This window comes from Leucobacter sp. cx-328 (genome assembly GCF_014530035.1).
Taxonomy (GTDB): domain Bacteria; phylum Actinomycetota; class Actinomycetes; order Actinomycetales; family Microbacteriaceae; genus Leucobacter.
Map to the genome: position 1 here is coordinate 56,874 of NZ_JACVMX010000006.1, position 26,767 is coordinate 83,640.

Consider the following 26,767-nt stretch of genomic DNA (forward strand, 5'->3'; position numbering starts at 1 on the left):
ACACGCGTATGCACATCCTATCTTTGAGCGAGGCGTAACTTGTGGTTTTCCAACAGCGAGTGCGGGAGTTCTCTGGAAATTTTGAGTGATCCGCATCGGGAAACCAGGGTTCCCGAAGTACGCTGGTCACCATGCGTGTGTTATTGACCGGAGGGGCGGGCTACATCGGCTCGCACACTGCCCTGGTATTGCTCGAGCGTGGCCATGAGGTTGTCGTCCTAGATGACTTCTCAAATAGCAGCCCTGAGGCTGTGCGTCGCGTCGAGGAATTGACCGGGAAGACCATCCCGGTGATCGAGGCCGATTTGGCGGATCGCGAGACCGCCACTGCAGCCCTTGCCGACGTGCAGTTTGACTCGGTCGTGCATTTCGCAGGTTTGAAAGCGGTCGGCGAGTCTGTTGCCCAGCCGACACGGTACTACCGCGTCAACCTCGACTCGACCCTCGTGCTGCTTGACCTCATGCGGGAGCGCGGCGTCGACAAGCTCGTCTTCAGCTCATCGGCGACCGTGTATGGCGACCCCGAGTATGTACCTCAGGATGAGGCGCACCCTGTGGGAGTCGGTCTCACCAATCCGTACGGCTGGTCGAAGTTCATGAACGAACAGATCATCCGCGATACTCAGGTCGCATGGCCTGAACTGGGTGCGGTGCTGCTGCGCTACTTCAATCCGGTTGGTGCACACCCCTCAGGGCGCATTGGCGAGGATCCGGCCGGCATCCCGAACAACCTCATGCCGTTTATCGCCCAGGTTGCCGTGGGCAAGCGTGAGCACCTCAGCGTCTTTGGTGACACCTACAACACCCCTGACGGCACCGGCGTCCGTGACTACATTCACGTGATGGACCTCGCTGAGGGCCACGCTGCGGCACTCGAACGGATCACCGCTGGCGTCGCAACCTACAACCTTGGTTCTGGCACCGGCTCGAGCGTGCTTGAGGTCGTGCGCGCATTCGGCGAAGCCGCAGGCCGCGAGATTCCCTATGTCATTGCACCGGCCCGCGAGGGTGACGTCGCGGAAACAGTCGCGAACCCGACTGCGGCGAACACTGAGCTCGAGTGGCAGACCACTCGCTCACTCGCTGAGGCATGCCGTGACTCGTGGGCGTGGCAGTCTGCCAACCCACAGGGATACTCCGCATGAGCGCAACTCAAGTAGATCTCGAGCGCCCGCTGCGCTATCCCGACACGTCATCAGCTCCCCTCATGACGAAGCGGGCATTCTGGCTCATCGTTCTCGGGTTCCTGCTTCCCGGCAGCGCGCAAATGCTTGCTGGCAACAAAAAGCTTGGCCGCTTCGGCATCACGGTGACGATCATCATGTGGCTCGCGGCTATTGGCGCTCTTGTCGGTGCACTGAATGCACGCGTCGCGACCCTGTCACTGTTCACCAACAGTTTCTTCCTGCTCGGTCTGCAGGTCGTCGTCGTTTTCGTGGCGATCATGTGGATCATCATTGGTTTTGACACGCTCCGCATGGTGAAGCTCGTGAAAGTGAAGCCCACCTGGCGAATCCCCATCGTTCTGCTCTCAGTCATCCTCACCATCGTGCCTTCGGTCGGCGCTGCCTGGGCGGCGAGCACCATTAACGCGGGGCGCGAAGCCATTTCTTCGCTGTTCCGATCCGCGCCCCCGATCGATCCGATCGACGGTCGCTACAACATCATGTTGCTCGGTACCGATGCGGGCGCGGATCGCGAAGGTCTGCGACCAGACAGCATCTCGCTTGTCAGCGTCGATGCGAAGACTGGCCAGTCGGTGATCGTGGGTATTCCGCGCGATATGTACAACGTGCCATTCCCCGAAACCTCACCGCTGTACCAGGACTTCCCCAACGGCTTTGGCGTCGACTGGGGCTGCGATGTTGGCGACTGCAAGATCAATGCCGTGTACGCAGAAGCTGAGTACTTCTACGATGAGTCGCCGTACCCCGACGCAGAAGCGAACGGCTCGACTCCCGGCATCGAAGCGACGCGCGACGCTGTTGAAGGTGTGACCGGTCTGAAGCCCCAGTTCTACGTGCTGCTCAACATGGATGCCTTCGAACACATGATTGATGCGCTCGGCGGCGTGACCATCAACGTTGAGGAAGACTTGCCCATCGGCGGCGACGCAGATGGCAATGGCATCACTGGTTGGGTTCAGGCAGGCGAGCGCAAGCTGAGTGGCTACGAAGCGCAGTGGTATGCGCGCTCGCGCTACGGCTCTGAGCGTGGCGACTGGGACCGCATGGACCGTCAGCGCAAGCTGCAGGCCGCGATCCTCGCCCAGATGAAGCCGCAAAACGTGTTGACTCGCTTCCAGGAAATCGCGGCGGCTGGCACCGAGCTTGTCGAGACCGACATTCCCGATTCGATGCTTGGCCCGTTCGTTGATCTCGCGGCGAAGGCGAGTGGCTTCCCGCCGGTCAACGTCGAACTCACACCCCCGGCAGTCGATCCTGAATACCCCGACTTCGACGAGATTCACGAACTTGTTCGACAGGGAGTCGCCGCGGCGACACCTGTCGAAGAAGAGTAAAACTCGGCGCGGCAATGACGCAGACCGGGCAGGAACTGACATCGTGCTATTCCTGCCCGGTTTTGCGTTTCCTCGCAATCTTCAGCATGAAGCGACGAGATTAGCGTATGCTGGGTTGGTTTGCCCACGCCGCTGAGAGCTGTGGGACCGTGGGCGGAAAGTTCGCGCACGAGAACAGACAGGAAGGACGCGCACGTGAAAGTAGCAGCCGTGCTGGTCGCCTACAATCGCCGCGATCTGCTGCGTGAGGCCCTCGAAGGCCTAGCCGCACAGGAACGCCCAGTTGATCGACTCATTGTTGTCGATAATGCATCCGACGACGGTTCACCCGACGTCGCAGAAGCCATGCTTGAAAGCTGGGGCGAACGCGCCCGGCTGATCCGCCTCGACGCGAATACCGGCGGCGCCGGTGGGTTCGCTGTCGGTATCGCAGCGGCAGTGCTCGATGCCGAGGTGGACTGGGTATGGGTCATGGACGATGACACCGTCCCCGGCCCGCAGGCGCTCTCTGGTGCGCTCCGCGCCCACGAGCGGTACCGCGCAACTGGCTCAGACAACCTCGCGGTTATGGGATCGCGCGTTGTCTGGACCGATGGCAACGACCACCCCATGAATACTCCGAAAGCCAAGATTGGCGCTGACCGCGAGGAGCGCCAACGTGCTGCAGCGGCTGGCGGCATGGAGATCCGCTCGATCTCCTTCGTGTCGGCCTTCCTGCGCGCGGAACGCGTGCGCGAACTCGGCCTGCCGATCGCCGACTACTTCCTGTGGAATGACGACTTCGAGTTCTCGGCACGGCTGCTGCGCGATGCGCGCGGCCTGTACGTTCCTGACTCCGTCGTCACGCACAAGACCGTCAAGCGCGGCTCGAGCGATCAAGATCCCGGCCCTCGCTTCTTCTTCGAGGTGCGAAACAAGCTCTGGGTATTCCGTTGCAGCCGTGCGCTCACCCCGTGGGAAAACCTCATGTACACGGCGGCGTCTGCGCGCCGCTGGTACCGCACCTTCAAGGCATCAGACGATCGCGCCCAGCTGCGCGATTGCCTGAAACGTGGCTGGAAGGACGGCTGGGGCACCAACCCCCGCGCCACCCGCCTCGTTCTACGCGATGTTGGCGTTCCCGTCGACGTGCAGATCGAAGTCGACCGCCTCTCGAAGGTGGAACGTCGCCGCGGTCTTTCCAGGCTCGGCCTCTTCAAGCGCGCGGATCGGTAGGCTAAACGGGTGACTGAAACCACCCCCACCGCCCCGTTCTCGCTGCTGCTGCCGGTGTACGTCGGTGACAACGCTGAGTTCTTGCGACTCGCATACGAGAGCTCCGTCGACGATCAGACCCTACGTCCGGCCGAGGCGGTCATCGTGCAGGACGGCCCCGTCGGCGCCGAGCTAGCAGGTGAGTTGGTGCGGATCGAGCGCGACAGCGTCATCCCCGTACGTATCGTGCGCCTCGCGACGAACCAGGGGCTCACCGCCGGCCTCAACGCGGGCCTCGCGGCGTGCGCGCACCCGATCGTCGCCCGTATGGACGCCGACGACGTGTCAGCACCCGAACGCTTCGCTCAGCAGTGGCAGTTGATGACGCAGGGCTTCGACCTTGTTGGTACAGGCATGATCGAGTTTGAAAACGACCCAAGTGTGGTGGCGGCCGTGCGAGTGCCACCGGTTGGGGCAGAGCGGATCCGCGCTCACGCAAAAACGCACAACCCGTTCAACCACCCGACCATGATGTACCGCCGAGAGGCACTTGCGGCGGTTGGCGACTATCAGCCGTTCGGGAAGATGGAAGACTACTGGCTTGGCGTGCGCCTGCTGCAAAACGGTGCGCGCTGCGAGAACATTGCAGAGCCGCTCCTGCGCTACCGCGTCGGTGCCGGCGCTTTCGCGCGCCGTGGCGGCTGGGCCGAAGCCCGCACCGAATGGGCGCTCCAGCGCGAGCTTCTTCGCATGGACTTCATCAGCCGCGGCGAATACGCGCGAAACGTCGTTGTGAAGGGTGTGTATCGCCTCATGCCGGCTTGGATGAAGCGCGTGCTTTTCCGACGCTTCGTTGGCAGCGGGCTGCCGGGTGATAGGGCCTCAGACAACTAGATTTACTCGCGGTAGGATTGCGAGATGAAGTTGTTGACTGTCGTTATCCCGGCGTACAACGCGGAACGTTATCTTGATGACTGCCTTGCATCGGTACTTGACCAAGGTATCCCAGAGGCTGACCTCGAAATCATTGTTATTAATGATGGGTCTACCGATAGTACGCTTATCACTGCCCAACGCTGGGCAGACGCGCATCCTTCGATTCATGTGCATGACCAGCCATCGCACGGGATCGCGTACAACCGAAACCTCGCATTGGAACTTGCCACAAGTGAGTACTTCGCCTTCCTTGATGCTGATGATATCGTGGCGCGTGGATCGTACCGAAGACTCGTTGATGCGCTGATCGAATCTGGGTCCGACTTCATTACAAGCCCGGTTTATCGTTTCACCGACTGGCAGAAACAAGCCTGGATCTTCACCCGTAACGCAGATCTCTTCGATGCACCTGCGACAGGACTGCGGTTTGCTGATGAGCCACAGTATGTTCGTGATTTCATGGTCTGGAATAAGGTCTTTCGTAAGAGCTTCCTAGATCAGTCAGAAGTTCGGTTCCCTGAAGGCATGATCTACGAGGACGTGGCTGTCATGCCTCGACTCTTCCTCGCGGCAGAACGGTTTGACGTATATAGCGATCCCGTTGTTTTCTGGCGTATCACTGATGGCAGCATCACCCAGACGCTTCGACCAGCCAAGGCGCTTGATCGGCTACAAGTGCTTGCGGAACTGCGTGAATTTTTCCTCTCAAATGATGCTGACGAAGCGCTCATTGATGAATTCGACTTTGCGGTTCTCGACTACAATCTTCGTTGGCTGTACCAAGAGTTCTGCCGATATGACGACGCGACGCAGCTCGAGATCTTGAGCCAGTCGGGTGAACTCGTCAAGCCGATTCGTGAAACGGTGGTGCAACGCGTTCCGGAGCCGCTTCGTACCTGGGTACACCTTTCCCGAGAGGGGCATAATCGGGAGCTCACTAAGATCCTAGAAAACGCGCCGAAGCTTGTGAATTTGCGTGTCGACGCCACTCCCGATGATGTTCGGAACGGTGAGGCCGATGAGCGGCGGAAAGCCCTAATGGTTCGCCGTGCAGAGATACGTCACAAGTGGCTTCGCCGCGTACGAAATGTCTGTATTTATCTGGTGTTTCGACCTATCGTTCTGCTCATTCCGATTGACCAACGTCGCGTATTCGTAGCGAACTACTGGGGAAACAAATTCTCTTTATCTGACGGGCCAGCAGCCCTTGCGGTTCGTATCGCGCAAGAACGCCCAGATATGAAAATCACAGTGCTCAGCACGAAGCATAATAAGCGTCAAATCCATAGTTCAGTGCAAGCACTGATGGGATCCGCCGCCCGAGTGAGTGTAGTCAAGAACCACTCATTCCGATACTTCTACCACCTGTGGCGTGCAAAATACTTGTTCAACGATGTGAACTTTTCGATTGGCTTCAACGTAGACCGATTCGTTGAAAAGCGCCCTGGGCAGATCGAGATTCAGACAACTCACGGCACTCCACTCAAGAAGATGGGTGTTGACTCTGAAGCTGCGATCAGTGTTGAAGAGATGCCAAAGTTCCTCGCGAAGAGCAAGAGGTATGACTACCTTGTAGCGCCCAGTCCGATGGTAGGAAAGATCTTCGCTGATTCGCATGCCGTATCACCGAAGCTGTTGCAAACTGGACTACCCCAGAACGATCGTTTGTTCGAGCCGATTACCAGTGATGAGGTCGCGGCGATTAAAGCGAAGTATGACATCGATCCGACTCGGAAACTGCTGGTCTACGCTCCGACGTACCGTTATCGGGGAGGTACGGCCTTTCCCTATGCAATTGACTTTGCACGTCTCAAGGCTGAATTCGGCGATGAATACCAGATCGTCATCAAGACGCATCCTTTTACGCATACTCGACTCGATGGGCTCTACTTCAGGGAGCTCACCGATCATGCCCTAACAATTAGCGGCAAGCCATTTATCAAACTCTTTGGCGAACTACGCGAAGAAAAGCCGCGCGTACCTGTGTACTTCAATTCAGACAAGCTCGACATCACGATGCTGAAGCACGAAACTCCAGCTGATATCAACGAACTCATGCGTGCAGCGGATGTGCTGGTCACCGACTACTCGTCAATTCTCTTCAATTTCCCGCATCTCGATAAGCCACTCATCGCATTTGCCCCAGACGCGGAACTGTACGAGTCAAGCCGTGGCATGTATTTCAGCCTCAAAGACATCGTTCCTGGAGCGTTCACTCAAACCACAGAAGAACTGATTGCTGCTGTGCAGAAGGCGGGATCCCCAGACGAATGGGATGCTGCCTATGGTGAGCGTGTGAGTGAGTTCACCAGACAATTCCACCACTGGGAAACTGGTGATGCGTCGGGAAAGATCCTGCGTGAGCTCGGAATTCTGTCTCGCTAACTGGTGATACAACTTAGGGCAGGGTCTCGGCCGTTATGAATGGCGCCGAGGCCCTGCCCTAAGTTGTATACGTCTGAGACGAATATGAGGAGCTAAGACTAGTTTGACGGAATGAATGCAATACCGCTTTTCACGGTGAACTCAACTTCACCGTGCTGGAACGGCATGCGGCGTACACCCTCATCCTGGAACGACCCCCGTGGTCCACTCACAATGAAACCCCAAGGGCCAGACGGTCCACCAGCCTGCCGGTAACCTTCGGAGAACAAACCAGTTCCGATGCCAGCGGTACCGACGGTATCGGAACTGGTGATTAGACCACGCTCGAAGTGCTGTACCCAACCGCCGCCATTCTTGGTGACCCGTTCCGCGGGCCCGCGCGGAATGCCCCACTGACCAGGGTTTTCCATATAGTAATCGTAGATGGCACCCTCAATAGGGTAGGGGCTCTTTAAATCATCGAGTGATTCCGCTCGTACATACTCAACGGCCTCGTCGATAGGGCCGTCAAACATCATCTGCCCATGATTTAATACAATGCCACGTTCGCAGAGTTCTTTAACCTGGCTAGCATTGTGGCTCACAACAAACATGGTCTTCCCATTTGCCTGAAACTCTTTCATTTTCGCGGTGCACTTCTTACGGAACTGTGCATCGCCGACAGAGAGAATCTCGTCGACCAACAGAACGTCCAGTTCTGTGTGTACGGCGACGGAGAAGCCGAGACGAGAATACATGCCAGAGGAATAGCGTTTCACTTCAGCATCAATGAACTCCCCGATCTCGGAAAACTCAAGAATTGACTCAAACCTTGCATCAGTTTCTTCCTTGGACATGCCAAGAATTGCTGCGTTCAGATAGACGTTTTCTCGCCCGGTGAGGTCAGGATGGAAACCGGCCCCGACCTCCAGCAAGCCAGCTACACGGCCACGTGTACGGATCCATCCCGAGTCAGGACGCATGACACCTGAGAGTAGTTTCAAGGTCGTGGATTTACCTGATCCGTTGCGCCCAAGAAGCGCAACCGACTGGCCCTCTGGCACCTCGAATGAGACATCGTCTACGGCGTTAAACGACGTCTTCAAATTCTTCCGCTGCATTGCAGCAATCACAGTCTCTTTGAACGAACTTGTGTGATTGATTTGGAAGGTCTTCATAACCTTGTTGAAAATGATCGCAGGCTTGGCCTGCGTTTGGTCGTTAGAGAGTTTGGGCAAACTTGCCCTCCAATCGGCGGAAGACCAGCTGCCCGACAAGCAGCGTGATTACAGAGAGAGCAAGCCCGATACCAATGTTGAGCAACATGTGGTCCGGCCGCGGGGTATTGCCAGCCATTGGCAGCCAGAACGCATCGTGGAAGAGCTCGACTGCGGTAGTCATCGGGTTTGCCATGTAGATGTTGTAGAGCCACTCTGGAGCGCGGTCGTGAACCATCGTCCAGGAGTAAAGTACGGGCGAGGTCCAGGTGGCAAACATCAAAATGAGATCCACGAAGTTGCGGGAGTCACGGTAGGCAACGTTCAGCGCGCCGAAGAAGAGGCCGAGTCCGAGGGCGAAGAGCAAGATGATGAAGACACCTAGTAGGAATGCTCCGATTGCAGCAAAACTAATAGCCCATCCCAGGAAAAGGGCTACAACGAGAAGCACGACAGCTTGCGGAAGGAAATGTACGAGCGCGACTCCGACCGCAGCAACCGGGAAAAGCTCGCGCGGCATGAAGATTTTCTTCACGAGTGCCTTGTTGTCGACAATCGCACTGGTGGTGTTGCGCAATGCTTCACTGAACAGGTTTACAGCGACGATTCCAGCGACAAGATACACGGGGAAAAGAGGCACACCCTTGTTTGCGTCTAGCACTACACCAAACACTAGGTAATACATCAAAAACTGCGCGAGCGGGCGAATGTATGACCAAATCCAGCCGAGCGCCGAACCGTAATAGCGAGTTGAAATACCCTTTTTCAGGAGCAGCTGCAAGAGATACCGGTGCTTAAACACATCGACAAGCCCTCGGCTAGCGCCAGGGGTAGAGAAATCTGGGTCGCTGATCGCCGCATTCTCAGTCATATGGATGATCCTATCGTGGGAAGTGCAGGTGAAAAGGGGGCGAGTCAGCCCTGAGATTAACGAGGCGTGACGGGCAGGGCATTCTCAATCGAACGCCAACTGAGAACCGCTGCTGTAAGTGAGTCGAGGCAATCAGGTAGGGCCCGTTCAGAAAGCAACAAGTCACCTTCGGCATAGCGTCGGGTGAGTTCAGCAATCGAACTTGCGCTATGGCCTGCGCGCTCGGCGCCAACAGCATTCACTCCCATAAGCCGAGGAGGCGTGCCATACACCTTGCCATAAGGAGGTATGTCACGAGTGACGGGAGTTCCCATACCGATCATCGCGCCTTCAGCGATAACGCGTCGCTGGTGCACAACAGCGTTCATGCCGATGTTTACACGATCGCCTATCTCGCAGTGGCCGCCAATTGAAACGCCCGCGGAGACAGTAACTCGCTCGCCTACAATTACATCGTGAGCAAGATACGCGCGATTCAGAATCCAGCTATCCGCTCCTACGGTGGTTTCACGGTAGCTACCTTGGTGGATTACGGCCTGCTCGCGAATGACCGCACCACGGCCGATGCGAACACCCGCATGCTGGAGGTCACCCGTCCAAGCTGGGTTCTGTGCCAGGTTTGACATTTCGGGAGGCGCACCAATTTGTGCACCTGGTCCGATCCACACCTCGTCTTCAATGACACATGGGCCGAGTATCACAGCACCCGGTCCGACGCATACGCCGGACCCGATCGTGACTCCTTCGCCGATGAAAGCTGCGGGGCTAATCAGAGTATTCATGCAATGCCGTACCCAGAAAGTCGCTCTGTTTGACCAGTTTTGCCTGACCTTATTGAAGCCTCGATGACGCGCAACGTTTCAAGACCCTCGCGCAACGTGACTGCGTCGTGTCGCACGCCAAGGATGGCATCACGGAACGCTTCGTGTTCGCTCTTGAGCGGCTCGCGCTTCTCGAGCGCAAAACGGGTGACGGTGCCTTCACTTACGCCCCGGAATGCGGAAACTGCATCCCATGACGTGCCAATGGTGCCGTTCTCGTAGTAGGTGAGGTCAGCAGTGAGAGTGTCTGCAACCATCGCACCACGCTCTCCCGTAACGATGGTGAGACGTTCTTTGAAAGGTGTGAGCCAGTTCACGACATGATTCACAATGATGCCGTTGGCGAGCATTCCTGAGACGAGAATCATGTCCTCGTGCTCGCGCCCACTCTGGTATGCGGTTTCTGCGGATACGCGCTCATACGATGATTGCGCTAGCCATGCTGTGAGGTCAACGTCATGACTGCCAAGGTCCTTCGCGACACCAACGTCAGCGATACGTGCTGGGAACGGCCCCTGCCGACGAGTCTGAATCTGGTAAACCTGTCCGAGGTCGCCGTTGGCGATACGCTCTCGCAGACTCAAGAGCGCCGGGTTAAATCGCTCAACATGGCCCACTGCAGCAATTAGGTCTTTTGCTTCGAAAGCTGTAACTAGGCGGTTTGCTGCAGCCAGGTCGTGCGCTACCGGCTTTTCAACGAGGGTGTGTACGCCTGCCGCTGCTAGCTTCAGGCCGACTTCTTCGTGAAACTTTGTTGGAACCGCAACGATGGCTGCATCGATTCCAGCACTGATGAGCCCCTCGACTGAGTCAAACATTGGGGTATCGCCCGCGACTCCGTGAGGGTCACCCATCGCATCAGCGACGGCGACCAGCTCGATGCCGTCGGTTTCGCGGATTACTCTTGCGTGATGACGCCCCATCATGCCGAGTCCGATGAGGCCGTAGCGAATACTCAAGGTGTTGCTCCTTACCAAATTGGTGTGTTTCCAGCGGCCCTGAGGTCGAGGTATGTGGGAAATTTTACCCAAAAACGCGTGTTACTGGCTGATATCGCAACCAGTAACCTCATAGACAACTGCGTCACCCTCACGGTCGATCTCCGTGAACATGTCTGATTCTCCTACATCTGTGATTCCAAGGAAGGGCTCTGCGCGCTTAGTGCCAGGGAAAACATACTTGGTTCCGAAATCAAGAATGTAGCGGGCACCTAGTTGCTCTACCAGCTCGCATGATCGCGGAGTGCCATATTTTAGTTCTGAGGTGAGCTCAGCAATTCTAGGATCGTAGTTTCCCCCGGTGTGGGGCGTAAGCACTGGAATGCCACTAATCGCATATGCTAGTGCGCCACCGTTCCAGGGATTGTCTATGATGACTGCATTCTCTGGCAGTGTTTCGGAAAGACGCTCAAGCACTGCACGCTCATCGACGTCAAGTAGGACAGCATTTGGCCCGGACTTCTCGTACTTCGAACTCACATATTGAATTCCGGCATGTGCGCCAGCGCCCTGAGTGGCAGCAAGCAAGAAAAGTACTGCGAGCGCGGACCCGCCAATACGAGCAAACTTTGGACGCTGTACGAGACGTGCCCATCGGACAAGCCCTCCGCGCAGTGCGCTCCAACCGAGGCTGGCGCCCAGGACGATGAATGGGAAGACCCCCATCCATACGAGGGCTGACAATCGCCAGGGGGTGTTGTACCACGGAGTGAGGAAGAAAGTTCGCCACTCCGAGGGTGGGAAGCCGTCAGAGATAATGTACAACGCTAGGAACAGCACACCTGGGACGAAGAGCCAACGCATCCGTGTCAGACGAATCACAACAACGAATCCAACAAGCATGAGCAGGCTGACCGGCCATACATGTCCCTCGAGATGGGGGCTCATGCCAATGGCGTCAAGAAGTGCGCCCTTGGGCCCCTTATCGCCTCCCCAAGGAGCATCGGATGTACGACCAACGTACCAAGCGACGATGATGAGAGCGAAAAGTCCTAAACAACCGAGTGCGGCCAGACTGATACGCGGACCTTTGGAGAGCAGTGCTGCTCCAAGCTCGCCGGTGCGCTGCGGCACATTTGCGCCGCGAATTGCTCGAATAAGCAGATACAAGCTCGGGCCGATAAGCCAGACGAGGATTGCATGCATGCCGTTGGGGTGTGCAAGCACCACAGCGCCAAAGCTGCCAAACAGCAGCAAGAGCGCTGAGCCCATGGAATTCATGTCACTTCTACGAGCCTTGGCAATACCGAAGAGCTGCATGAACGCGATGAGGAAATACGGAATCAACGCAAAGGCGAGCAGATTCGGATACAAAATACCGTAGCCGGTGAGGGAGAGGGGGAAGCTAGGAATGGCAACTGAGAGCACGCCAGAAATGAAGCTGACTCGAGCACTCGGACCAGCAATTGCGCGCCCGAAACCGACCATTCCGACAGTCCAAATGATGGCGATTGTGGCGAAGAGTGCCGCATTTGTTGCAAGCGGAATTGAAACGCTACTGAGCTGAACGATCAGGGCTACCAGACCGTGCCAGAGCGTCGGGTAGAAGACCTTCGCGCCCGGCGCTGAAAGGTCCATATCGTATGGGGCGGCACTGCCTTCGTCGAGAATCTTCTGCACCGCGTTGAGGTGGAAGTTCACATCGTAGGTCTGTGAAATTGCGTCGGGAGATTTGATTGCCAACACAACAGATGCTGTGATTGTGAGACCGCCGATTGCTGCGGCAACGGTTGGAATCCAGAAGCGCTTTGCACCCGAACTGTGTGCACTTGATCCCTTGCGTTGAATCGCCATGAACGGACGGAGGGCGAACAATACGACCGTCAATACCACAGTCAGCCCAATGGCCGGCAATACTGTCCAAAAGATACCTAAGAACGGTGCGATGAAGGAGCTTAACGCTAGAACCGCGAAGGCCGCAGGGATTGAGATGAGTAGGACAGAAAACCCACGTGCGCGCAATGCAAACGCGATAGGTAACCCGAGGACCGCGATGAGACCAAGCATGGTGACCACCGGGAGCACCAGCGCAAGCCATTGGAGCATTACTTATTGTCCCCGTCTGCCTGCGTTGCTGATTTTTGATCGCATGTGGTCAATTGCTCAGTGAGGCGTGCCTCCATGAGAGCGACCGCACGCGCAAGATCGGTGACGCGTGCATCTGAACGGGCTTTTGCCCTCACGGTCGCGACAGCAAACACCAGAACCATGACGATGAAGACATAGAGGAGTAAATCGGTGCCGCGTCCGATACCGAAGAAGTGAGCTACAGAGGTGAGCATCCCCGGGAAGATAATTGCAAATACTGCCGCGAGCACAAAGAGGAGCGCGAAGATTCGCTTCAGCGCAAGTGAACGTTCTCCTGGCAGTACTTTCACGGCATATGCGGCCGCTCCAATGATGCCTGCGATGAGCAGGAACTGAAAAATAGACATGTCGCCCTGCTATCGGATGATGAGGTCAATAAGAATGTTGACTGAATTGAGAAGCGATTGCCCCTTCGCTCGAGAGTAATCGGTGTAGATCACTTCGACTGGCTGCTCGGCATAGGGCAATCCGGTCTTACCTAGCTGCACGACAATCTCAGTGCCGTGGGCCATGCGATCCTGGCGGAGTTTAATCTGTCGAAGCGCATCCGCGCGAATCACACGAAGACCATTGTGCGCATCGGTCAAGCGTGTTCTGGTCGACCAATTTGTAACCGCGACAGCAGTTTTGAGTACGATCTTTTTCAGAATGCCGGGTTTTGTTCGGTCATCGAGGAATCGTGAACCGAAGACAATCGCTAAGTCTTCATCCCGCGCTCGATTAAGCATTGCCTGCGCGTCGACAACGCGATGCTGACCGTCCGCATCAAATGTGACGACAAACTGTGCGCCCTGCTCGAGCGCGTATTCAAAGCCTGTTTGCAGAGCAGCGCCCTGGCCAAGATTTATGGGATGAGTGACGACGTGCGCGCCAGCGATGTGGGCAATCTCTGCGCAACCATCTCGAGAGCCGTCGTCGATGCACACCACATTAGAAAAGGCGGGCATGAGTTCTCGAACGACGTCGCCGATCACCTGAGCTTCGTTGTACAGGGGAATAACAACCCAAGTATCCGCTTCACGGTGTGCGCGAGCGTGCGTCTCTCCAATGGCCATAAATACCATTCTGACAGATCAGACCCCAGAAACTGGTCAACGACGAAATAGCCTCGCGCTTGTTGAGCGGTCAGGCAGTAGCTATCGTGGCTTAGTAAGAGTCTCAACTACAGGTAGAAGGTTGGCTGGAATGCTTCAAAGCAGAAACTCTCGCGAGGCGATGTCTGTGCGAAAACCTTGGCATGTATGGCTCCTGGTGATTGCGCTGTTGGTCGCAGGAATTACACCTGCGCTTCAGGCCGCTCCTGCGGAAGCTGCGAGTATCAGCGATGGCTTCCAGCCAGGACGCATTATCAGTGATGAGCTGTTCTACCAAGGTTCTGCGATGACGACCGCTGAGGTTCAAGCGTTCCTAAACAAGCAGGTTTCCAACTGTAGAATTGGTGACCCCGGGTATAAACCTGGGGATTTGTCTCCAAGCGGGTCGGGCAATCGTATTGCCAGCGCGTGTTTGAAGAACTTTAAGATGACGACGCAGAGTCGGCCTGCGGATGCGTACTGCAAAGCCTATGCCGGGGCTGCTAATGAATCGGCTGCGCAGATCATCACAAAGGTCGGGCAAGCGTGTGGAATCAGCCAGCGCGTCATCCTGATCATGCTCGAGAAAGAGCAGAGCCTCGTGACCGATAGCTGGCCCGTGACTCGTCAGTACAGTTACGCCATGGGCATGGACTGCCCAGATAGTGGACCAGGTAATTCGGCAAACTGCGATGAATCGGGTGCGGGTTTCTTTCAGCAGGTGATCCGGGGCACTCGTCAGCTCCAGGTGTACCGCCTAAACCCATCTTCGTTCCGGTACAAGCCATTCCAGACAAATACGATTCAGTGGCATCCGAACACAGGCTGCGGCACGTCCCAGGTGTATATCGAGAATCGTGCGACGGCATCGCTCTACATCTATACCCCTTATCGCCCGAATCAGGCAGCTCTGAACGCTGGTTGGGGCACTGGCGACGGCTGTTCAACTTACGGTAATCGAAACTTTTACAACTTCTATAAGAGCTGGTTTGGCTCGCCGAGCGGTATTCCGGTGACTGGAAAGATTCAGACATTCTGGGAAAAGTATGGTGCGAGTGGTGGGGTCTACGGCACGCCAAAGGCTGCTGCCCAGAGCATCTCAGCGAATGGTGGCGGACTGGTCCAGGAGTTCACAGGTGGCGTGATCTTCATGGAGAACAAGACTGGCACTGTCACCGGCATGCAGAACGGTGTCTTCTTGACGAACTACCGAGGTGCGGGATTCGTTCAGGGTAGCTGGGGTTGGCCAGTTGAAATAGCAAAGTGTGGGCTTGCGAGTGGTGGCTGCACGATGAAGATGCAGAACGGTACGGTCGCGTATTCGAATACCTATGGCTCGCAGCTCATTGCCAAGCAACTCGAAGCCGAATGGGCTCGCGCTGGAGGTGCTGGGGGTGCATATGGATATCCTCGCTCGGCTGCAGAGTTCGCGCCGAAGAAATACAGTCTCGTGCAGCACTTTGCAAATGGGCATCTGGCTTGGAGCGAGCAGGGTGGGGCTCGTGTCTTCCATGCCCAGTTTGTCGAGCCTTGGAAAGCAATCGGTGGCATCAATGGTGCGCTAGGCGTTCCCGCTGCACCTGTGGATTCTGTCGTAGAGAACGGTGGCGGCAAGATTCAAGAATTCACGAACGGCACGATGTTCGGTTCTTCTCGCGGTTCGTTTGCGATGGAGAATGGTGCGTTCCGGTCGGGGTATTTGAATGCTGGTGGTCCTGCGGGTTCGTGGGGTTGGCCTGCTGGTAAGGCGTCGTGTGGGTTGCCTGGTGGTGGCTGTCAGATGCCGTTCCAGAACGGTATTGGGATGTGGTCTTCGGGTACCGGCATGGTGCTGGTGTCGCAGGATTCGTTCGATATGTGGAACATGGTGAAGGGTTCTATCGGGTATCCGTCGAAGGTGCCGTCGAAGCTCACTGTGAATGGCGGTGGTGAGGTGCAGGAGTTCACGAATGGGACTGTGTGGACGTCGCCGCTTGGTTCGTTTGCGATGGAGAATGGTGCGTTCCGGTCGGGGTATTTGAATGCTGGTGGTCCTGCGGGTTCGTGGGGTTGGCCTGCTGGTAAGGCGTCGTGTGGGTTGCCTGGTGGTGGCTGTCAGATGCCGTTCCAGAACGGCGAGGTGCGCTACGAGAACGGTGTCTTTAGCCTTCGGTAAGATAATCAGCGTGAAACGTCTCACCCCGGGGTGAGGTGTGCAATCAAAACCCGTGGATCGAATACACGGTGAAGGGTATCCAAATGTCATCTCTCGAAGCATTCATTCCTCCGGCAAAGCCGATCGTTGGCGATCTGGAACGTGAATATGTGGACCGTGTGCTCCGATCAGGAATGATTGCGCAGGGGCCCGAGGTTAAGACCTTCGAGGAAGAGTTCGCCGCGCACTTCGTGCAGGGCCGTGAGACCGTTGCCGTGAACTCAGGCACGTCCGGTCAGCATCTAGGGCTGCTCGCTGCGGGTGTTGGCCCCGGTGATGAGGTCATCGTTCCGTCGTTCACCTTCGCAGCGACAGGCAACTCGGTTGCTCTTACCGGCGCAACGCCCGTGTTTGCCGATATCGAGCTCGATACCTTCTCACTTGATCCCGAGTCTGTGCGAGCTGCAATCACCCCGCGCACGAAGGCAATCATGCCAGTGCACCTCTACGGTCACCCGTTCATGGTCGATGAGATCGAGGCAATTGCCAAGGAGCACGGCCTTGAGATTTATGAGGACGCAGCTCAGGCACACGGTGCTTCCTGGAACGGCCGTCCGGTTGGCACCATCGGCAAGTTCGCGATGTTCAGCCTGTACCCGACGAAGAACATGACCGCTGGCGAGGGTGGCATGGTCACTTGCGCTGACGCGGATACCGCGCGAAACGTTCGGTTGCTCCGCAACCAGGGCATGGAGACGCAGTACGCGAACGAGGTCGTCGGCTTCAACGCCCGCATGACTGACGTGCACGCTGCCATCGGCCGTGCTCAGCTGACGAAGGTTGATGGCTGGACCACACAGCGTCAGCAGAACGCTGCGTTCCTTGACGCCGGACTTGCTGCGATCGACGGCGTAACGACCCCGGTCGTTCGTGACGGTGCTGTCCACGTCTACCACCAGTACACCATCCGCGTGGATGCGGGTGAGCGTGACCGCATTCGGGAGGCTTTGCAGACCGAACACAACATCGGCACGGGTGTCTACTACCCGATCCCGAACCACCGCCTGCCCTCGCTCACGAAGTTCGCAGAAGGACTCGACCTGCCAGTAACTGAGACGGCTGCCCGTGAGGTGCTGTCACTTCCGGTGCACCCGTCACTGACCGCTGGTGATCTCGAGCGCATTGTCTCTGGCGTAACCGCGGTTGTTTCAGCGGGCGCGTAAGCCTTTCACCGGCACTGACTGAGGAGCATACGAACGAGTGCACATCGCAATCGCAAGCAGAATTTTCGAGCCCGAGCCGAGCGCCGCGTCATTCAGGCTCGATGCTCTCGCAACCGGTTTTACTGAGCAGGGTGATCGGGTTCGTGTACTCACGGTTCGCCCTGCACCAGCGAATGTGCGCTCCGGTGATGATCCATACAGGGACGCGGATCGGGCCTACACCGTCACCCGTTTCCCCGTGTTCCGTGATAACAGTGGCTACGTGCGCGGGTACTTCCAGTACTTGAGCTTTGATATTCCACTCTTTTTCCGGATCCTGTTTGGGGCAAAGCAGGACGCAATCGTTGTCGAGCCACCGCCCACGACTGTGTTTTTTGCCTCGATAGCGGCGAAGATCCGCCGTATTCCTGTTTTTGCATATGCGGCTGACGTGTGGTCTGACGCGAGCGAGAGCACGGGTGCGCCAGGCGCTGTCGTCAAGGTCGTTCGGTGGTTGGAGAAGTTCGCCTGGAATAACGCTCGCGGCGTATTCTCGGTGAACGATGGCGTGACCGATCGGGTGCGTGAGATTGCGCCAAAGGCAGCCGTGCGCACTGTCGGCAACGGCATTAATACCGAGGTGTTTATCGCTTCAGGGGAGATCCCGGCAGCAGCTCAAGAGCTCCGATCTGCGGCTCCGTATGTGATTTATACCGGGACGGCATCTGAGTGGCAGGGAGCAGAGGTTTTCGTTCAGGCGATCGCTGAACTGCACAAGCGCGGCGTAGATTTGCGCCTCGTGTTCCTGGGCCAGGGCACCGCCCTTCCTGAGCTGAAGAACACCGCGGCTGAACTGCAGGTTCCTGTCGAGTTTTATGACCCGGTACCGCCAGAGCAAGCTGCGGCATGGCTGCGCGGATCCGCCCTGAGCATTGCGAGCATTCGTCCCGGTGCAGGCTACGATTTCGCGTACCCCACCAAGATCTTTGCAGCGTGGGCCTGTGGCACGCCCGTCGTGTATGCCGGCCCGGGGCCCGCGCGCGAGGTGCTTTCTGAGAACCCTGTGCTGGGTCGCGGCGTTGATCACGAGGTCACCGCAGTCGCGGATGCGCTCCAAGCGATCATTAGCGAGAAGGCCGAGAGTGCGAGCGCTATCGAAGCCTGGGCTCAAGAGAACGTGTCGCTGAGCGGCGTTGCTCGTCGCGCAGTAGAGTTCGCCCACACGCGACTTTCGTAGAGCAAACGAGTGTGGGCCTGTTCTCTCCTTTGGAGAACAGGCCCACACTCGTTTCTAGGGTTCTGCGCTACTTCGTGAACAGGTTGGTGTGTGGGTTCCAGGTGTCTGCCAAGAGCTGCTCGGCATACATGCCCAAGGGTTGACCGCCCCTCATGATGTAGCGGTTGAGGTCTTTTGCCGATGCCGCGCCGAGGAACTCGTTTAGCGCCATCGGGTGGTGAGCGACTGCCTGCGCGCGAATCTTGCGTTCCACGAACTCAAGCGCGCCGACGGCGCGGAGTGCACCTTTGATCTTGTCTCGCTTCGACTGCGCGATATTTGCGGCTGCGAACCCCTCGAAGGTGTTGATCTCGGTGCGCGTGGTCGCGGCGTAGCGGCGGTTCACGTAGCGGCGGTACCAGTCGCGATCCTGTGTGTACTCGGCGCTCAGCGCGAACCATGCGGCGAGCAGCTCTTTGTCATACATGGGAAGCGCCCAGTCATACCCAAAGTGCTCGTAGGCGCGCATCGAATTGTTAATGTACTTGGTCTGACGCTCGATGGCGTTCCAGTATTCGAGTGCGAACAGCCGGTCGCCTGGGGTCCCGTCGTACCCAATTCGGGTGTAGAACGAGTCGAGCTTTGCCATGAACCGGTGGTTCTTGCGCAGCGCCTGGCCGTTCGGACGAATCGTGCCGTGGTGGTGCAAAATAAGCTCGGTCAGCTGCTCTGAGGAGACGTGGCCAGGAATATCCATGACCTCCTCATCGTGCATTGCGCCCACGACTGTGTGCCCGGGAAGGAAAATCGCATCATCGTCGACGAGGTTGAGGCGCTTCATCTCGCGAAGCGCGTACCAATCCTGAACGTGGGGGAGCGCGGATCCCTCGTAGGCATCTCGAATGAACGCACCGGCTTCGGGCGTTGCCCATGCCTCGCGGATCTCGGCCGGGGTGAACTGAATGAACTCCCAGCGGTAGCCAACGGCCTTAGCGACCTCGCGGCTGATGCGTACCTCGGCGGTCTCGGCCACGCCGTAAGTGAAAGCAACGACGTTTTCGTACCCGCGGTCTTTGAGTGCCACCGCGAGCAGGCGCGAGTCGAGCCCACCGCTGAGCGGAAGTACAATCTGCCGCTCGCCCAGGGCCGCGAACATGCGGTCAAGCACGATCTCGAAATCCTGTGAGAAGCGTGCGTCAGCTGCCTCGTCGGTGTTGATGCCGGGAACATCGTGCCGCACGAGCGGAATCATGTCGCCGCGCTGTTCACCGGTCTCGGAGAGCCAGCGCCACTCAAACGCTTGCAGTTGGGTAATTCCCTCAAAGAGCGTGTCTGCGCCGGTGACGTACCCCAGATGCAGGAATTCGTCTACAGAATCGGAGGAGAGGCCGCCGGGTGTTGCAGCGCGAGCGGTTTCAATGCTCTCGGTCACGACGAGCCGATCCTTACCAGTGTCAGCGATGAAGATGGGCCAGCTGCGCAGCACATCCTGCGCGATTGCGATGCCTGTTGAAGTCTCGAGAATTGCGCTCCAGTGCCCCGTGACATCGCGGAACGCAGGATCTTCGCCTCCCTCAGCGACGGTGACGAGTGCTGCAACGAGTGCATCTACTGAGGTGGGAAACCCGCGGTAGAACAGCCGTCCGTGAGGGGTGTCCTGCTGCTGCCAGTGTTCTGAATTCACCTGAACGTCGATTTGCATACTGACCATTCTGCCTGACCTAAGGAGATTAAACTTGATTGAGTGTGCCCGTGAATCGCTGCGTAAGCACCGTTAAGGAGTGAAATGCTAAGGCCGAAAGGGCGCCTGCTGACCTATCTGCAGGGCAACGAGTTCTTGAAGAATATCTTGGCGCTCATGTCAGGTACGGCGCTCGCGCAGGTCGTGGTGCTTGCAATGATGCCGTTTATTGCGCGGCTGTATACGCCTGAGCAATTCGGCATTCTTGCCTCGTTTGCTTCGGTCGTTGCGATCATTGCAGCGATCGCAACGCTCAAATATGACATGGCGATTATGCTGCCTGCTCAGGACGATTCCGCGGTTATTCTGGCGCGCACCGCCCGGTGGGTATCGTTTGGGATGTGCCTGGTCTCGACCGTGATTATTGTGATCATTTCTCCCTGGCTTGCAGACCTGATCAACTCACCCGAGGTTGCGCCGTGGCTTGCACTTACCGGCATCGCCGCATTTACGCTCACTGAGATCGCGATCCTTGGGTTCTGGCTCAACAGGAAGAGTCGGTACAAAGCGATCGCTGCGAACCGTGTGCTACAGAGCGGTACAACAGCCGGCGCGCAGCTGCTGCTTGGCTTTGTGAAGCCGCTCGGAGCGGGCGGCCTCATCATTGGCACGCTTGTGGGACAGGTCGTGTCTATCTTTGCGCTCCGACGTAAGACTCCCGAGCTGCGGGAGGGACCGAAGCCCACGTTGCAGCAGCGGAAGCGATTGCTGCGCCGCTACCGCAGCATGGCGATTTTTAACGCGCCAACAGCCCTCATAGATGCAGTGCGGATGAACGGTATTAACCTGCTTATCGCAGCGGTTTCGGTGAGCGCGCTCGGCCAGTTCTCGATGGCGTGGCGCATGGTTGAGGTTCCAGCGGCGCTGATCAGCGCGGCGCTCGCGCAGGTATTTTTCCAGCGTTTTTCCGTGGTGCAACGCGGCGACATGCTGTCTTCGGTGCTGTCGAGCATTAAGAAATCTGCGCTCTTCGGGATCGTGCCGTTTGCCCTTGTCTGGGTTCTCTCACCGTGGTTGTTCCCGTTTGTGTTCGGGCCGGAATGGGCTGATTCTGGGCGATACGCACAGGCGCTTGTCCCGTGGCTGTTTATGAATCTGATTACCTCACCGATTTCTACGATCTTTGTGGTGACCGAGCGACAGCACATCTCGTTGATTTTCTCGATCGTGTTTACTGCGGTTCCCTTCGCGGTAATCCTGCTGTTGAAGGACACGATCATGATGGCAATTTTCAGCATGGGCATCGCGATGGCGGTGATGCTCGCACTTTACGTTTTCTTAGCGATAGCAGTTGCGAAGCGTTTCGATCATGATGGACCAGGTCAATCGTAAGTGTTGGAGTAGCCAGATTTTTTAGACAAACTTCCGCTGTTTTGGGTTGTGCCGTCCTACGCCTTTAACGCTGATCTGGAACAGGAACCGGGTACACTGGTAAGGCTTACTGAATATACGTATTAGGGGTTGAAAGCCGTGCACGTTCTTATGATTCCTTCGTGGTATCCGGAGAAAGCGGATGGTTTTTCTGGGAGCTTCTTCCGAGAGCAGGCTGAAGCTTTTATTTCCGAGGGCCATGCCGTTGGTGTGCTGGTAGTACGTGGGATCCCGATTTATCAGTACGGGGACTATAAACAACGTGCTCAACGCGGTACTTACCAATCCGAGGGTGACGTTAATGTGTTTCGGGCGGATGCGCTGATGCCAGTCCCCAAACTGCACCCTATCAACCTCGCCTCTCTCGAGAAGCGATGGCTGCAGCTCTTCAAAACTTATGTTTCACGCTTTGGGCGTCCAGATGTGCTGAACGCCCATGCGATGTTTCCGGCGGGAATTGTTGCCTCGCGTATCTCGCGCAAAACTGGCATTCCTTTTGTGATTACGGAGCATCGACCAAGTTCGATTGACCTTCTGCGTTCTCCAGGTTATCGCGGCCCTGCATTGCGGGCGGCGAAAGAAGCCAAGGGGCTTGTTGCTGTGGCCAAAGGCTTCGCTCCTGAGCTGAATGAGGCTTACCGTACGGATAAGTGGGAATACCTTCCGGGGCTTCTATCACCTCAGTTTGAGGACCTGCCGGTACGCACGCCGCCAACAGGTCCGTTTGTCTTCGGGCATGTCTCACACCTTGATCCAGGTAAACGAGTTGACTTGCTCATTGATGCTTTTGGCGATGCGTTTGGCTCAGACAATACGGTGCGTCTTCGTATCGCAGGGGACTCTGCACATCGGGTTGGTCTTGAAAAACTCGTAAAAGAACGGGGGCTTTCAAATGTGGATTTTGTGGGAGCAGTCTCTCGTGAACATATTGCAAAAGAATTCTCTCGCTACCACTCTTTTGTGTTGACAAGTGAAAAGGAAGCATTTGGCACGGTGCTTTGGGAAGCTATGGCCTGCGGTTTACCCATCGTGTCGACAGACACTTGGGCGGGAAAAAATGCGGTGAGCCGGATCACTGGTCTGATGACGCCGATCGATGACCGGAAGGCTTTGGCCGCCACGCTGCAAGAGATGCAAACAAAATTCAGTGAATTTGATCCGTTGGCGATTCGTTATTTCTGCGTTGATCATTGCGGAAGAAAGTCCTTTGTTAACCATTACATGGGTCTCTACAACCGAGGAACAATCTAATGATGAAAGAGGGCGGCAAGACAGTGCCAGCTAGTAAGCAGTCCATGATCTTTCACGTGCCCTATAAGTTGAATCCAGGCGCCACATCGGGTAGCGCCATTAGGCCGGTGCGTATGCGACAGGCATTCGAAGACGCCGGATATGTGGTCGAAGAAATAGCCGGCGATGCGCTCACTCGCAAGCGGAAGATCCGTGCATTGAAAGCTAGGATCCGCAGAGGCGAGCGTTTCGAGTTTGTGTATTCTGAGGCATCGACGATGCCAACTGCACTCACTGAGGACCACCATTTGCCTCTGCGCCCGTTCTTTGACATCTCATTTCTTAAATTCTGTACGACTCATGGAATACCGGCAGGTGTCTTTTATAGGGACATATATTGGCAATATCCGGAGTACCTTAACAGCGTAAATCGAATCGTCGCTATGGGCACGAGAGCGCTCTATCGATGGGATTTGATTCGATATCAAAGTGCGGTTAGTAAGATTTTTGTTCCGTCAATGTTGATGGCAGAAAAGATGCCGCATACAAACATTTTGCAGTGTACGGCGCTGCCTCCTGGTGCGAGCTATGACGGGGACGTATCTGCGGTTGCAGATACGTCCGCACTACTGTTCGTCGGTGGAACTGGCCCTTACTATCGTATGGAAGAGTGTGTGCGGGCTGTAGAAGAGACTCCGGGGGCATCGCTTGTATTGTGTACTCCTGAGAACCTTTGGGTACAGGAGCGAGCGCGGTACAGCGATCTGATCGGTACGAGTACTGAGGTGATTCATGCTAGCGGAAACGGGCTTGACCAGTACTTTGCCCGAACAGCGATTGGAAGCCTATTTCTAGAGCCCATTGAATACCGAGCGTTTGCTGCTCCGCTCAAACTCTACGAGTACTTGAGCCGTGGAAAACCCGTAGTAGCAGTGCAAGGTTCACTTGCTGCCGAGTTTGTTGAAAAACACGGTGTTGGTTGGGCTATTCCGTATTCAGCAGCGGATCTCGCTGCTTTGCTGGAGCGTCTCAAAGCAGATCCTGCCGAATACGCGGCGGTTCATGCTCAGGTGCTTCGGGTTCGTGAGCAACATACATGGAAAGCTCGTGCTGAGCAGGCTGCGCACGCGTTGATTGGTTGAGTAGGCGTATCGGCCAAGGGCCGATACGCCTAGACTGGCCGAAACGTGCGCGGAATGTGTTCCGCGCTTCCCGGGGGAGGCCCAACATGTCACGAGAGAAAGGACGCTTGCGGGCCTATCTGCGGGGCAACGCGTTCTTACGAAACGTCCTGACGCTCATGTCAGGCACCGCGCTCGCACAATTACTCGTTCTAGCCGTGACGCCCGTCCTCACCCGCTTTTACACGAAGACAGAGTGGGGACTACTGGGCACTTTTGCTTCCGTGGTAGCAATCATCGTCGCGATTGCGACGTTGAAGTACGACATGGCAGTAATGCTGCCTGAGAGCGATGATGCCGCCAAGTCGTTGACCAGGGTTGCACGCTGGGTGTCTTTCACGCTTTGCGTGGTTGCCACGGTTGTGATCATCTTGATTGCGCCTTGGGTTGCGGATCTGATCAATGCGCCAGCGATTGCTCCGTGGCTGGCCTTGGCTGGAATCTCAGCCTTCACGCTGACAGAGATTGCCATCCTGGGTTATTGGCTCAACCGGAAGAGCAAGTACAAAGTGATCGCCACGAACCGAGTGCTTCAGAGCGGTACTACCGCGGCCTCGCAGCTCGCGCTCGGTTTCGTGAAGCCGCTCGGTGTTGGCGGCCTCATCGTCGGAACAATTCTGGGCCAGGTGGTCTCAGTATTTGCGCTGCGCAAAAAGACCCCCGAACTGCGCGAGGGGCCTAAACCGCCGCTCAGCGATCACATGCGACTGATGCGCCGATACCGGAACATGCCGCTATTCAACGCTCCTACTGCGCTCATTGACGCTGTGCGGATGAACGGTATCAACCTTTTGATCGCAGCGGTTTCCGTGTCCACATTTGGTCAGTTCTCGGTTGCCTGGAGGCTCGTAGAGGTCCCGGCTGCGCTGATCAGTGCAGCACTGGCGCAGGTGTTCTTCCAACACTTCTCTGTTGTGGAACGCGGGCACATGTTGAAATCGGTGGTCTCAAGCATTAAGAAGTCGGCGCTGGTCGGTGTCGTTCCGTTCGCGCTCGTCTGGGTGCTGTCCCCGTGGCTATTCCCTATTGTGCTTGGCCCTGGTTGGGACGACGCCGGGTACTTCGCGCAGGCACTCGTGCCGTGGCTCTTCATGAATCTCATCACTTCGCCGATTTCGACAATCTTTGTCGTTACTGAGCGCCAGCAAATCTCACTGATCTTCTCGATTCTCTACACGGCAGTGCCGTTCGCAATCATCCTGCTGCTGCGTGATTCGATTATGACCGCGGTGTTTGTCATGGGCGGTGCAATGGCCCTCATGCTGTGTGTTTACATTGTGGTCGCTATTGTTGTTGCTCGCCGTTTTGATCGGCAGCCCACCCCAGACGGAGCCTAGGGCATGGATTTTCACCCGCACGTGTTGATCGGTTGACGGGTGTACGCGGAACGGGTGGCCCTGCGGATCGCAATAATCCGCAGGGCCACCCGTTCCGTGTTGAGAGCCTTAGGCGCGCGCGCCGATCCGCTCGACGATCGCGGCTACGGCTGCGGTCGCAGCGTGACCATTACCGTAGGGAGCCGCGTCGGTTGCGGCAGGAGTCGGGCGGGTGACTGCCGCGGCGATCTCTTCTGGAGTGTTTGCGAGCACGTTCCAACCGAGTGCAACAGTTTCCACCCACTCCGTTTCGTGACGCACCGTGGTGCAGGGAACGCGCAGCAGGAACGCTTCCTTCTGGAGTCCGCCCGAGTCAGTGATGACGCCAGCGCTTGAGAGCACTGCGGCGATCAGCTCGGGGTATGCGAGGGGGTCGCGGGTCGTGAGAGAACCGCTTTCCAGGGAAATGCCGTGCTCTTCAGCCTTGGCGCGCACGCGCGGGTGAGCGAGCAGCACGACGGGCTTGTCTGCCTGCGAGAGCGCGCTGACGACCTCGCGCAGACGCTCGGGCTCGTTCGTGTTTTCTGCGCGGTGGATCGTCGCCACGTAGAACTCGCCCTTCGCGAATTCATCGGTGACAGCGTTTGGCTTCTGCTCTGCGAGTACCGCATCGCGCACCTGGTAAAGCACATCGGTCATGACGTCGCCAACCAGCACTGCGCGGTCAGTGACGCCCTCGTTCGCGAGGTGCTGCATCGCAACCTCGGTCGGGGCGAGGCACAGATCTGCTGCGTGGTCGGTGAGCACGCGGTTGTGCTCTTCTGGCATTGCGCGGTTGAACGAGCGGAGGCCGGCCTCGAGGTGAGCGACCGGGAAGTGGAGTTTCACGGCGCTGACCGCGGCGGCGAGGGTCGAATTGGTGTCGCCGTACACGAGCACGCAGTCGGGCTGGAAGCGCTCAAGCACCTCGTCCATCTGCGCGAGCATGCTGCCGGTCTGCACGCCGTGCGAGCCGGAGCCGACGCCCAGGTGCGCATCGGGCTCGGGGATGCCGAGATCACGGAAGAACACATCCGAGAGCATCGGGTCATAGTGCTGCCCGGTGTGCACGATGACATGCTCGTGACCCGCCGCCGTGATCGCGTGTGCGATGGGGGCGAGCTTGACAAACTGGGGCCTTGCGCCCACTACGCTCATGATTTTCACGGTTCCATCCTAATTCCCTAAGCTTGCAGGAGTGAGGCTTCGCTCCCAAGATTGGGAAACCGGATGTCTGAAAGATTGACTGCGAGC

General features: G+C 57.1%; 21 protein-coding genes. 12 read left to right on the top strand and 9 right to left on the bottom strand.

The window, feature by feature from the left end; genetic code table 11:
• The first annotated feature begins 131 nt into the window (after positions 1-131).
• From galE to ICL81_RS08940, 5 genes are all read left to right on the top strand, one after another.
• Positions 132-1,145, top strand: a complete 1,014-nt coding sequence (galE, locus tag ICL81_RS08920) for a UDP-glucose 4-epimerase GalE (protein ID WP_188034545.1) — start codon at positions 132-134, stop codon at positions 1,143-1,145.
• Positions 1,142-2,521 carry an LCP family protein gene (locus tag ICL81_RS08925; protein ID WP_188034546.1) on the top strand — a complete coding sequence of 460 codons (1,380 nt, stop codon included), beginning with the start codon at positions 1,142-1,144 and terminating at the stop codon, positions 2,519-2,521. The genes galE and ICL81_RS08925 overlap by 4 nt, the downstream gene beginning before the upstream one ends.
• A 195-nt stretch (positions 2,522-2,716) precedes the next feature.
• Complete coding sequence (locus ICL81_RS08930) at positions 2,717-3,736, top strand: glycosyltransferase (protein ID WP_188034547.1); 1,020 nt, start codon at positions 2,717-2,719, stop codon at positions 3,734-3,736.
• Positions 3,737-3,745: 9 nt separating this feature from the next.
• Positions 3,746-4,609, top strand: coding sequence for a glycosyltransferase (locus ICL81_RS08935; protein WP_188034548.1), 864 nt, complete (start codon positions 3,746-3,748; stop codon positions 4,607-4,609).
• Between the two features lie 24 nt (positions 4,610-4,633).
• The gene (locus ICL81_RS08940; RefSeq protein WP_188034549.1) at positions 4,634-7,036 is read left to right on the top strand and encodes a CDP-glycerol glycerophosphotransferase family protein; all 2,403 of its coding nucleotides are present in this window, start codon (positions 4,634-4,636) and stop codon (positions 7,034-7,036) included.
• Between the two features lie 98 nt (positions 7,037-7,134).
• Here the strand turns inward: ICL81_RS08940 and ICL81_RS08945 are convergent, their stop codons facing one another.
• The 7 genes from ICL81_RS08945 to ICL81_RS08975 all read right to left on the bottom strand — a co-directional run bounded on the left by ICL81_RS08945 (position 7,135) and on the right by ICL81_RS08975 (position 14,065).
• A complete protein-coding gene (locus ICL81_RS08945; protein WP_251382003.1) occupies positions 7,135-8,253 on the bottom strand; it encodes an ATP-binding cassette domain-containing protein in 1,119 nt (372 codons plus the stop codon).
• Positions 8,237-9,103: an ABC transporter permease gene (locus tag ICL81_RS08950; RefSeq protein ID WP_188034550.1), complete on the bottom strand. Its 867-nt coding sequence runs from the start codon at positions 9,101-9,103 to the stop codon at positions 8,237-8,239. The genes ICL81_RS08945 and ICL81_RS08950 overlap by 17 nt, the downstream gene beginning before the upstream one ends.
• Positions 9,104-9,159: 56 nt before the next feature.
• Positions 9,160-9,885: an acyl-ACP--UDP-N- acetylglucosamine O-acyltransferase gene (locus ICL81_RS08955; RefSeq protein WP_188034551.1), complete on the bottom strand. Its 726-nt coding sequence runs from the start codon at positions 9,883-9,885 to the stop codon at positions 9,160-9,162.
• A complete protein-coding gene (locus ICL81_RS08960; RefSeq protein WP_188034552.1) occupies positions 9,882-10,883 on the bottom strand; it encodes a Gfo/Idh/MocA family protein in 1,002 nt (333 codons plus the stop codon). The genes ICL81_RS08955 and ICL81_RS08960 overlap by 4 nt, the downstream gene beginning before the upstream one ends.
• An 81-nt stretch (positions 10,884-10,964) precedes the next feature.
• Complete coding sequence (locus ICL81_RS08965) at positions 10,965-12,968, bottom strand: DUF6541 family protein (RefSeq protein ID WP_188034553.1); 2,004 nt, start codon at positions 12,966-12,968, stop codon at positions 10,965-10,967.
• Entirely contained in the window at positions 12,968-13,357 is a 390-nt protein-coding gene (locus ICL81_RS08970; RefSeq protein WP_188034554.1) for a DUF2304 domain-containing protein, read from the bottom strand. The genes ICL81_RS08965 and ICL81_RS08970 overlap by 1 nt, the downstream gene beginning before the upstream one ends.
• Positions 13,358-13,366: 9 nt before the next feature.
• Complete coding sequence (locus tag ICL81_RS08975) at positions 13,367-14,065, bottom strand: glycosyltransferase family 2 protein (protein WP_188034555.1); 699 nt, start codon at positions 14,063-14,065, stop codon at positions 13,367-13,369.
• A 466-nt stretch (positions 14,066-14,531) separates the two neighbouring features.
• Between ICL81_RS08975 and ICL81_RS08980 the strand changes: the two genes are divergently transcribed.
• The 3 genes from ICL81_RS08980 (at position 14,532) to ICL81_RS08990 (ending at position 18,656) form a co-directional block, all read left to right on the top strand.
• Positions 14,532-16,238 carry an LGFP repeat-containing protein gene (locus ICL81_RS08980; protein WP_188034556.1) on the top strand — a complete coding sequence of 569 codons (1,707 nt, stop codon included), beginning with the start codon at positions 14,532-14,534 and terminating at the stop codon, positions 16,236-16,238.
• 83 nt (positions 16,239-16,321) lie between these two features.
• Positions 16,322-17,440 (top strand): DegT/DnrJ/EryC1/StrS aminotransferase family protein, encoded by a 1,119-nt coding sequence (locus ICL81_RS08985; RefSeq protein ID WP_188034557.1) that lies wholly within the window; start codon positions 16,322-16,324, stop codon positions 17,438-17,440.
• 37 nt (positions 17,441-17,477) lie between these two features.
• Positions 17,478-18,656: a glycosyltransferase family 4 protein gene (locus tag ICL81_RS08990; RefSeq protein WP_188034558.1), complete on the top strand. Its 1,179-nt coding sequence runs from the start codon at positions 17,478-17,480 to the stop codon at positions 18,654-18,656.
• A 67-nt stretch (positions 18,657-18,723) separates the two neighbouring features.
• Here ICL81_RS08990 and ICL81_RS08995 read toward each other — a convergent pair whose 3' ends face one another.
• Positions 18,724-20,337, bottom strand: a complete 1,614-nt coding sequence (locus ICL81_RS08995) for an asparagine synthase C-terminal domain-containing protein (RefSeq protein ID WP_188034559.1) — start codon at positions 20,335-20,337, stop codon at positions 18,724-18,726.
• An 84-nt stretch (positions 20,338-20,421) separates the two neighbouring features.
• Between ICL81_RS08995 and ICL81_RS09000 the strand changes: the two genes are divergently transcribed.
• The 4 genes from ICL81_RS09000 (at position 20,422) to ICL81_RS09015 (ending at position 25,495) form a co-directional block, all read left to right on the top strand.
• Positions 20,422-21,708: an oligosaccharide flippase family protein gene (locus ICL81_RS09000; protein WP_188034560.1), complete on the top strand. Its 1,287-nt coding sequence runs from the start codon at positions 20,422-20,424 to the stop codon at positions 21,706-21,708.
• 138 nt (positions 21,709-21,846) lie between these two features.
• Positions 21,847-22,998, top strand: a complete 1,152-nt coding sequence (locus ICL81_RS09005) for a glycosyltransferase (RefSeq protein ID WP_188034561.1) — start codon at positions 21,847-21,849, stop codon at positions 22,996-22,998.
• Positions 22,998-24,119 carry a glycosyltransferase gene (locus ICL81_RS09010; RefSeq protein WP_188034562.1) on the top strand — a complete coding sequence of 374 codons (1,122 nt, stop codon included), beginning with the start codon at positions 22,998-23,000 and terminating at the stop codon, positions 24,117-24,119. Before ICL81_RS09005 ends, ICL81_RS09010 begins: the two co-directional genes overlap by 1 nt.
• Before the next feature lie 86 nt (positions 24,120-24,205).
• The gene (locus tag ICL81_RS09015; RefSeq protein ID WP_188034563.1) at positions 24,206-25,495 is read left to right on the top strand and encodes a lipopolysaccharide biosynthesis protein; all 1,290 of its coding nucleotides are present in this window, start codon (positions 24,206-24,208) and stop codon (positions 25,493-25,495) included.
• 108 nt (positions 25,496-25,603) lie between these two features.
• Here the strand turns inward: ICL81_RS09015 and wecB are convergent, their stop codons facing one another.
• Positions 25,604-26,680 carry a non-hydrolyzing UDP-N-acetylglucosamine 2-epimerase gene (wecB, locus tag ICL81_RS09020; RefSeq protein ID WP_188034564.1) on the bottom strand — a complete coding sequence of 359 codons (1,077 nt, stop codon included), beginning with the start codon at positions 26,678-26,680 and terminating at the stop codon, positions 25,604-25,606.
• Between the last annotated feature and the right edge of the window lie 87 nt (positions 26,681-26,767).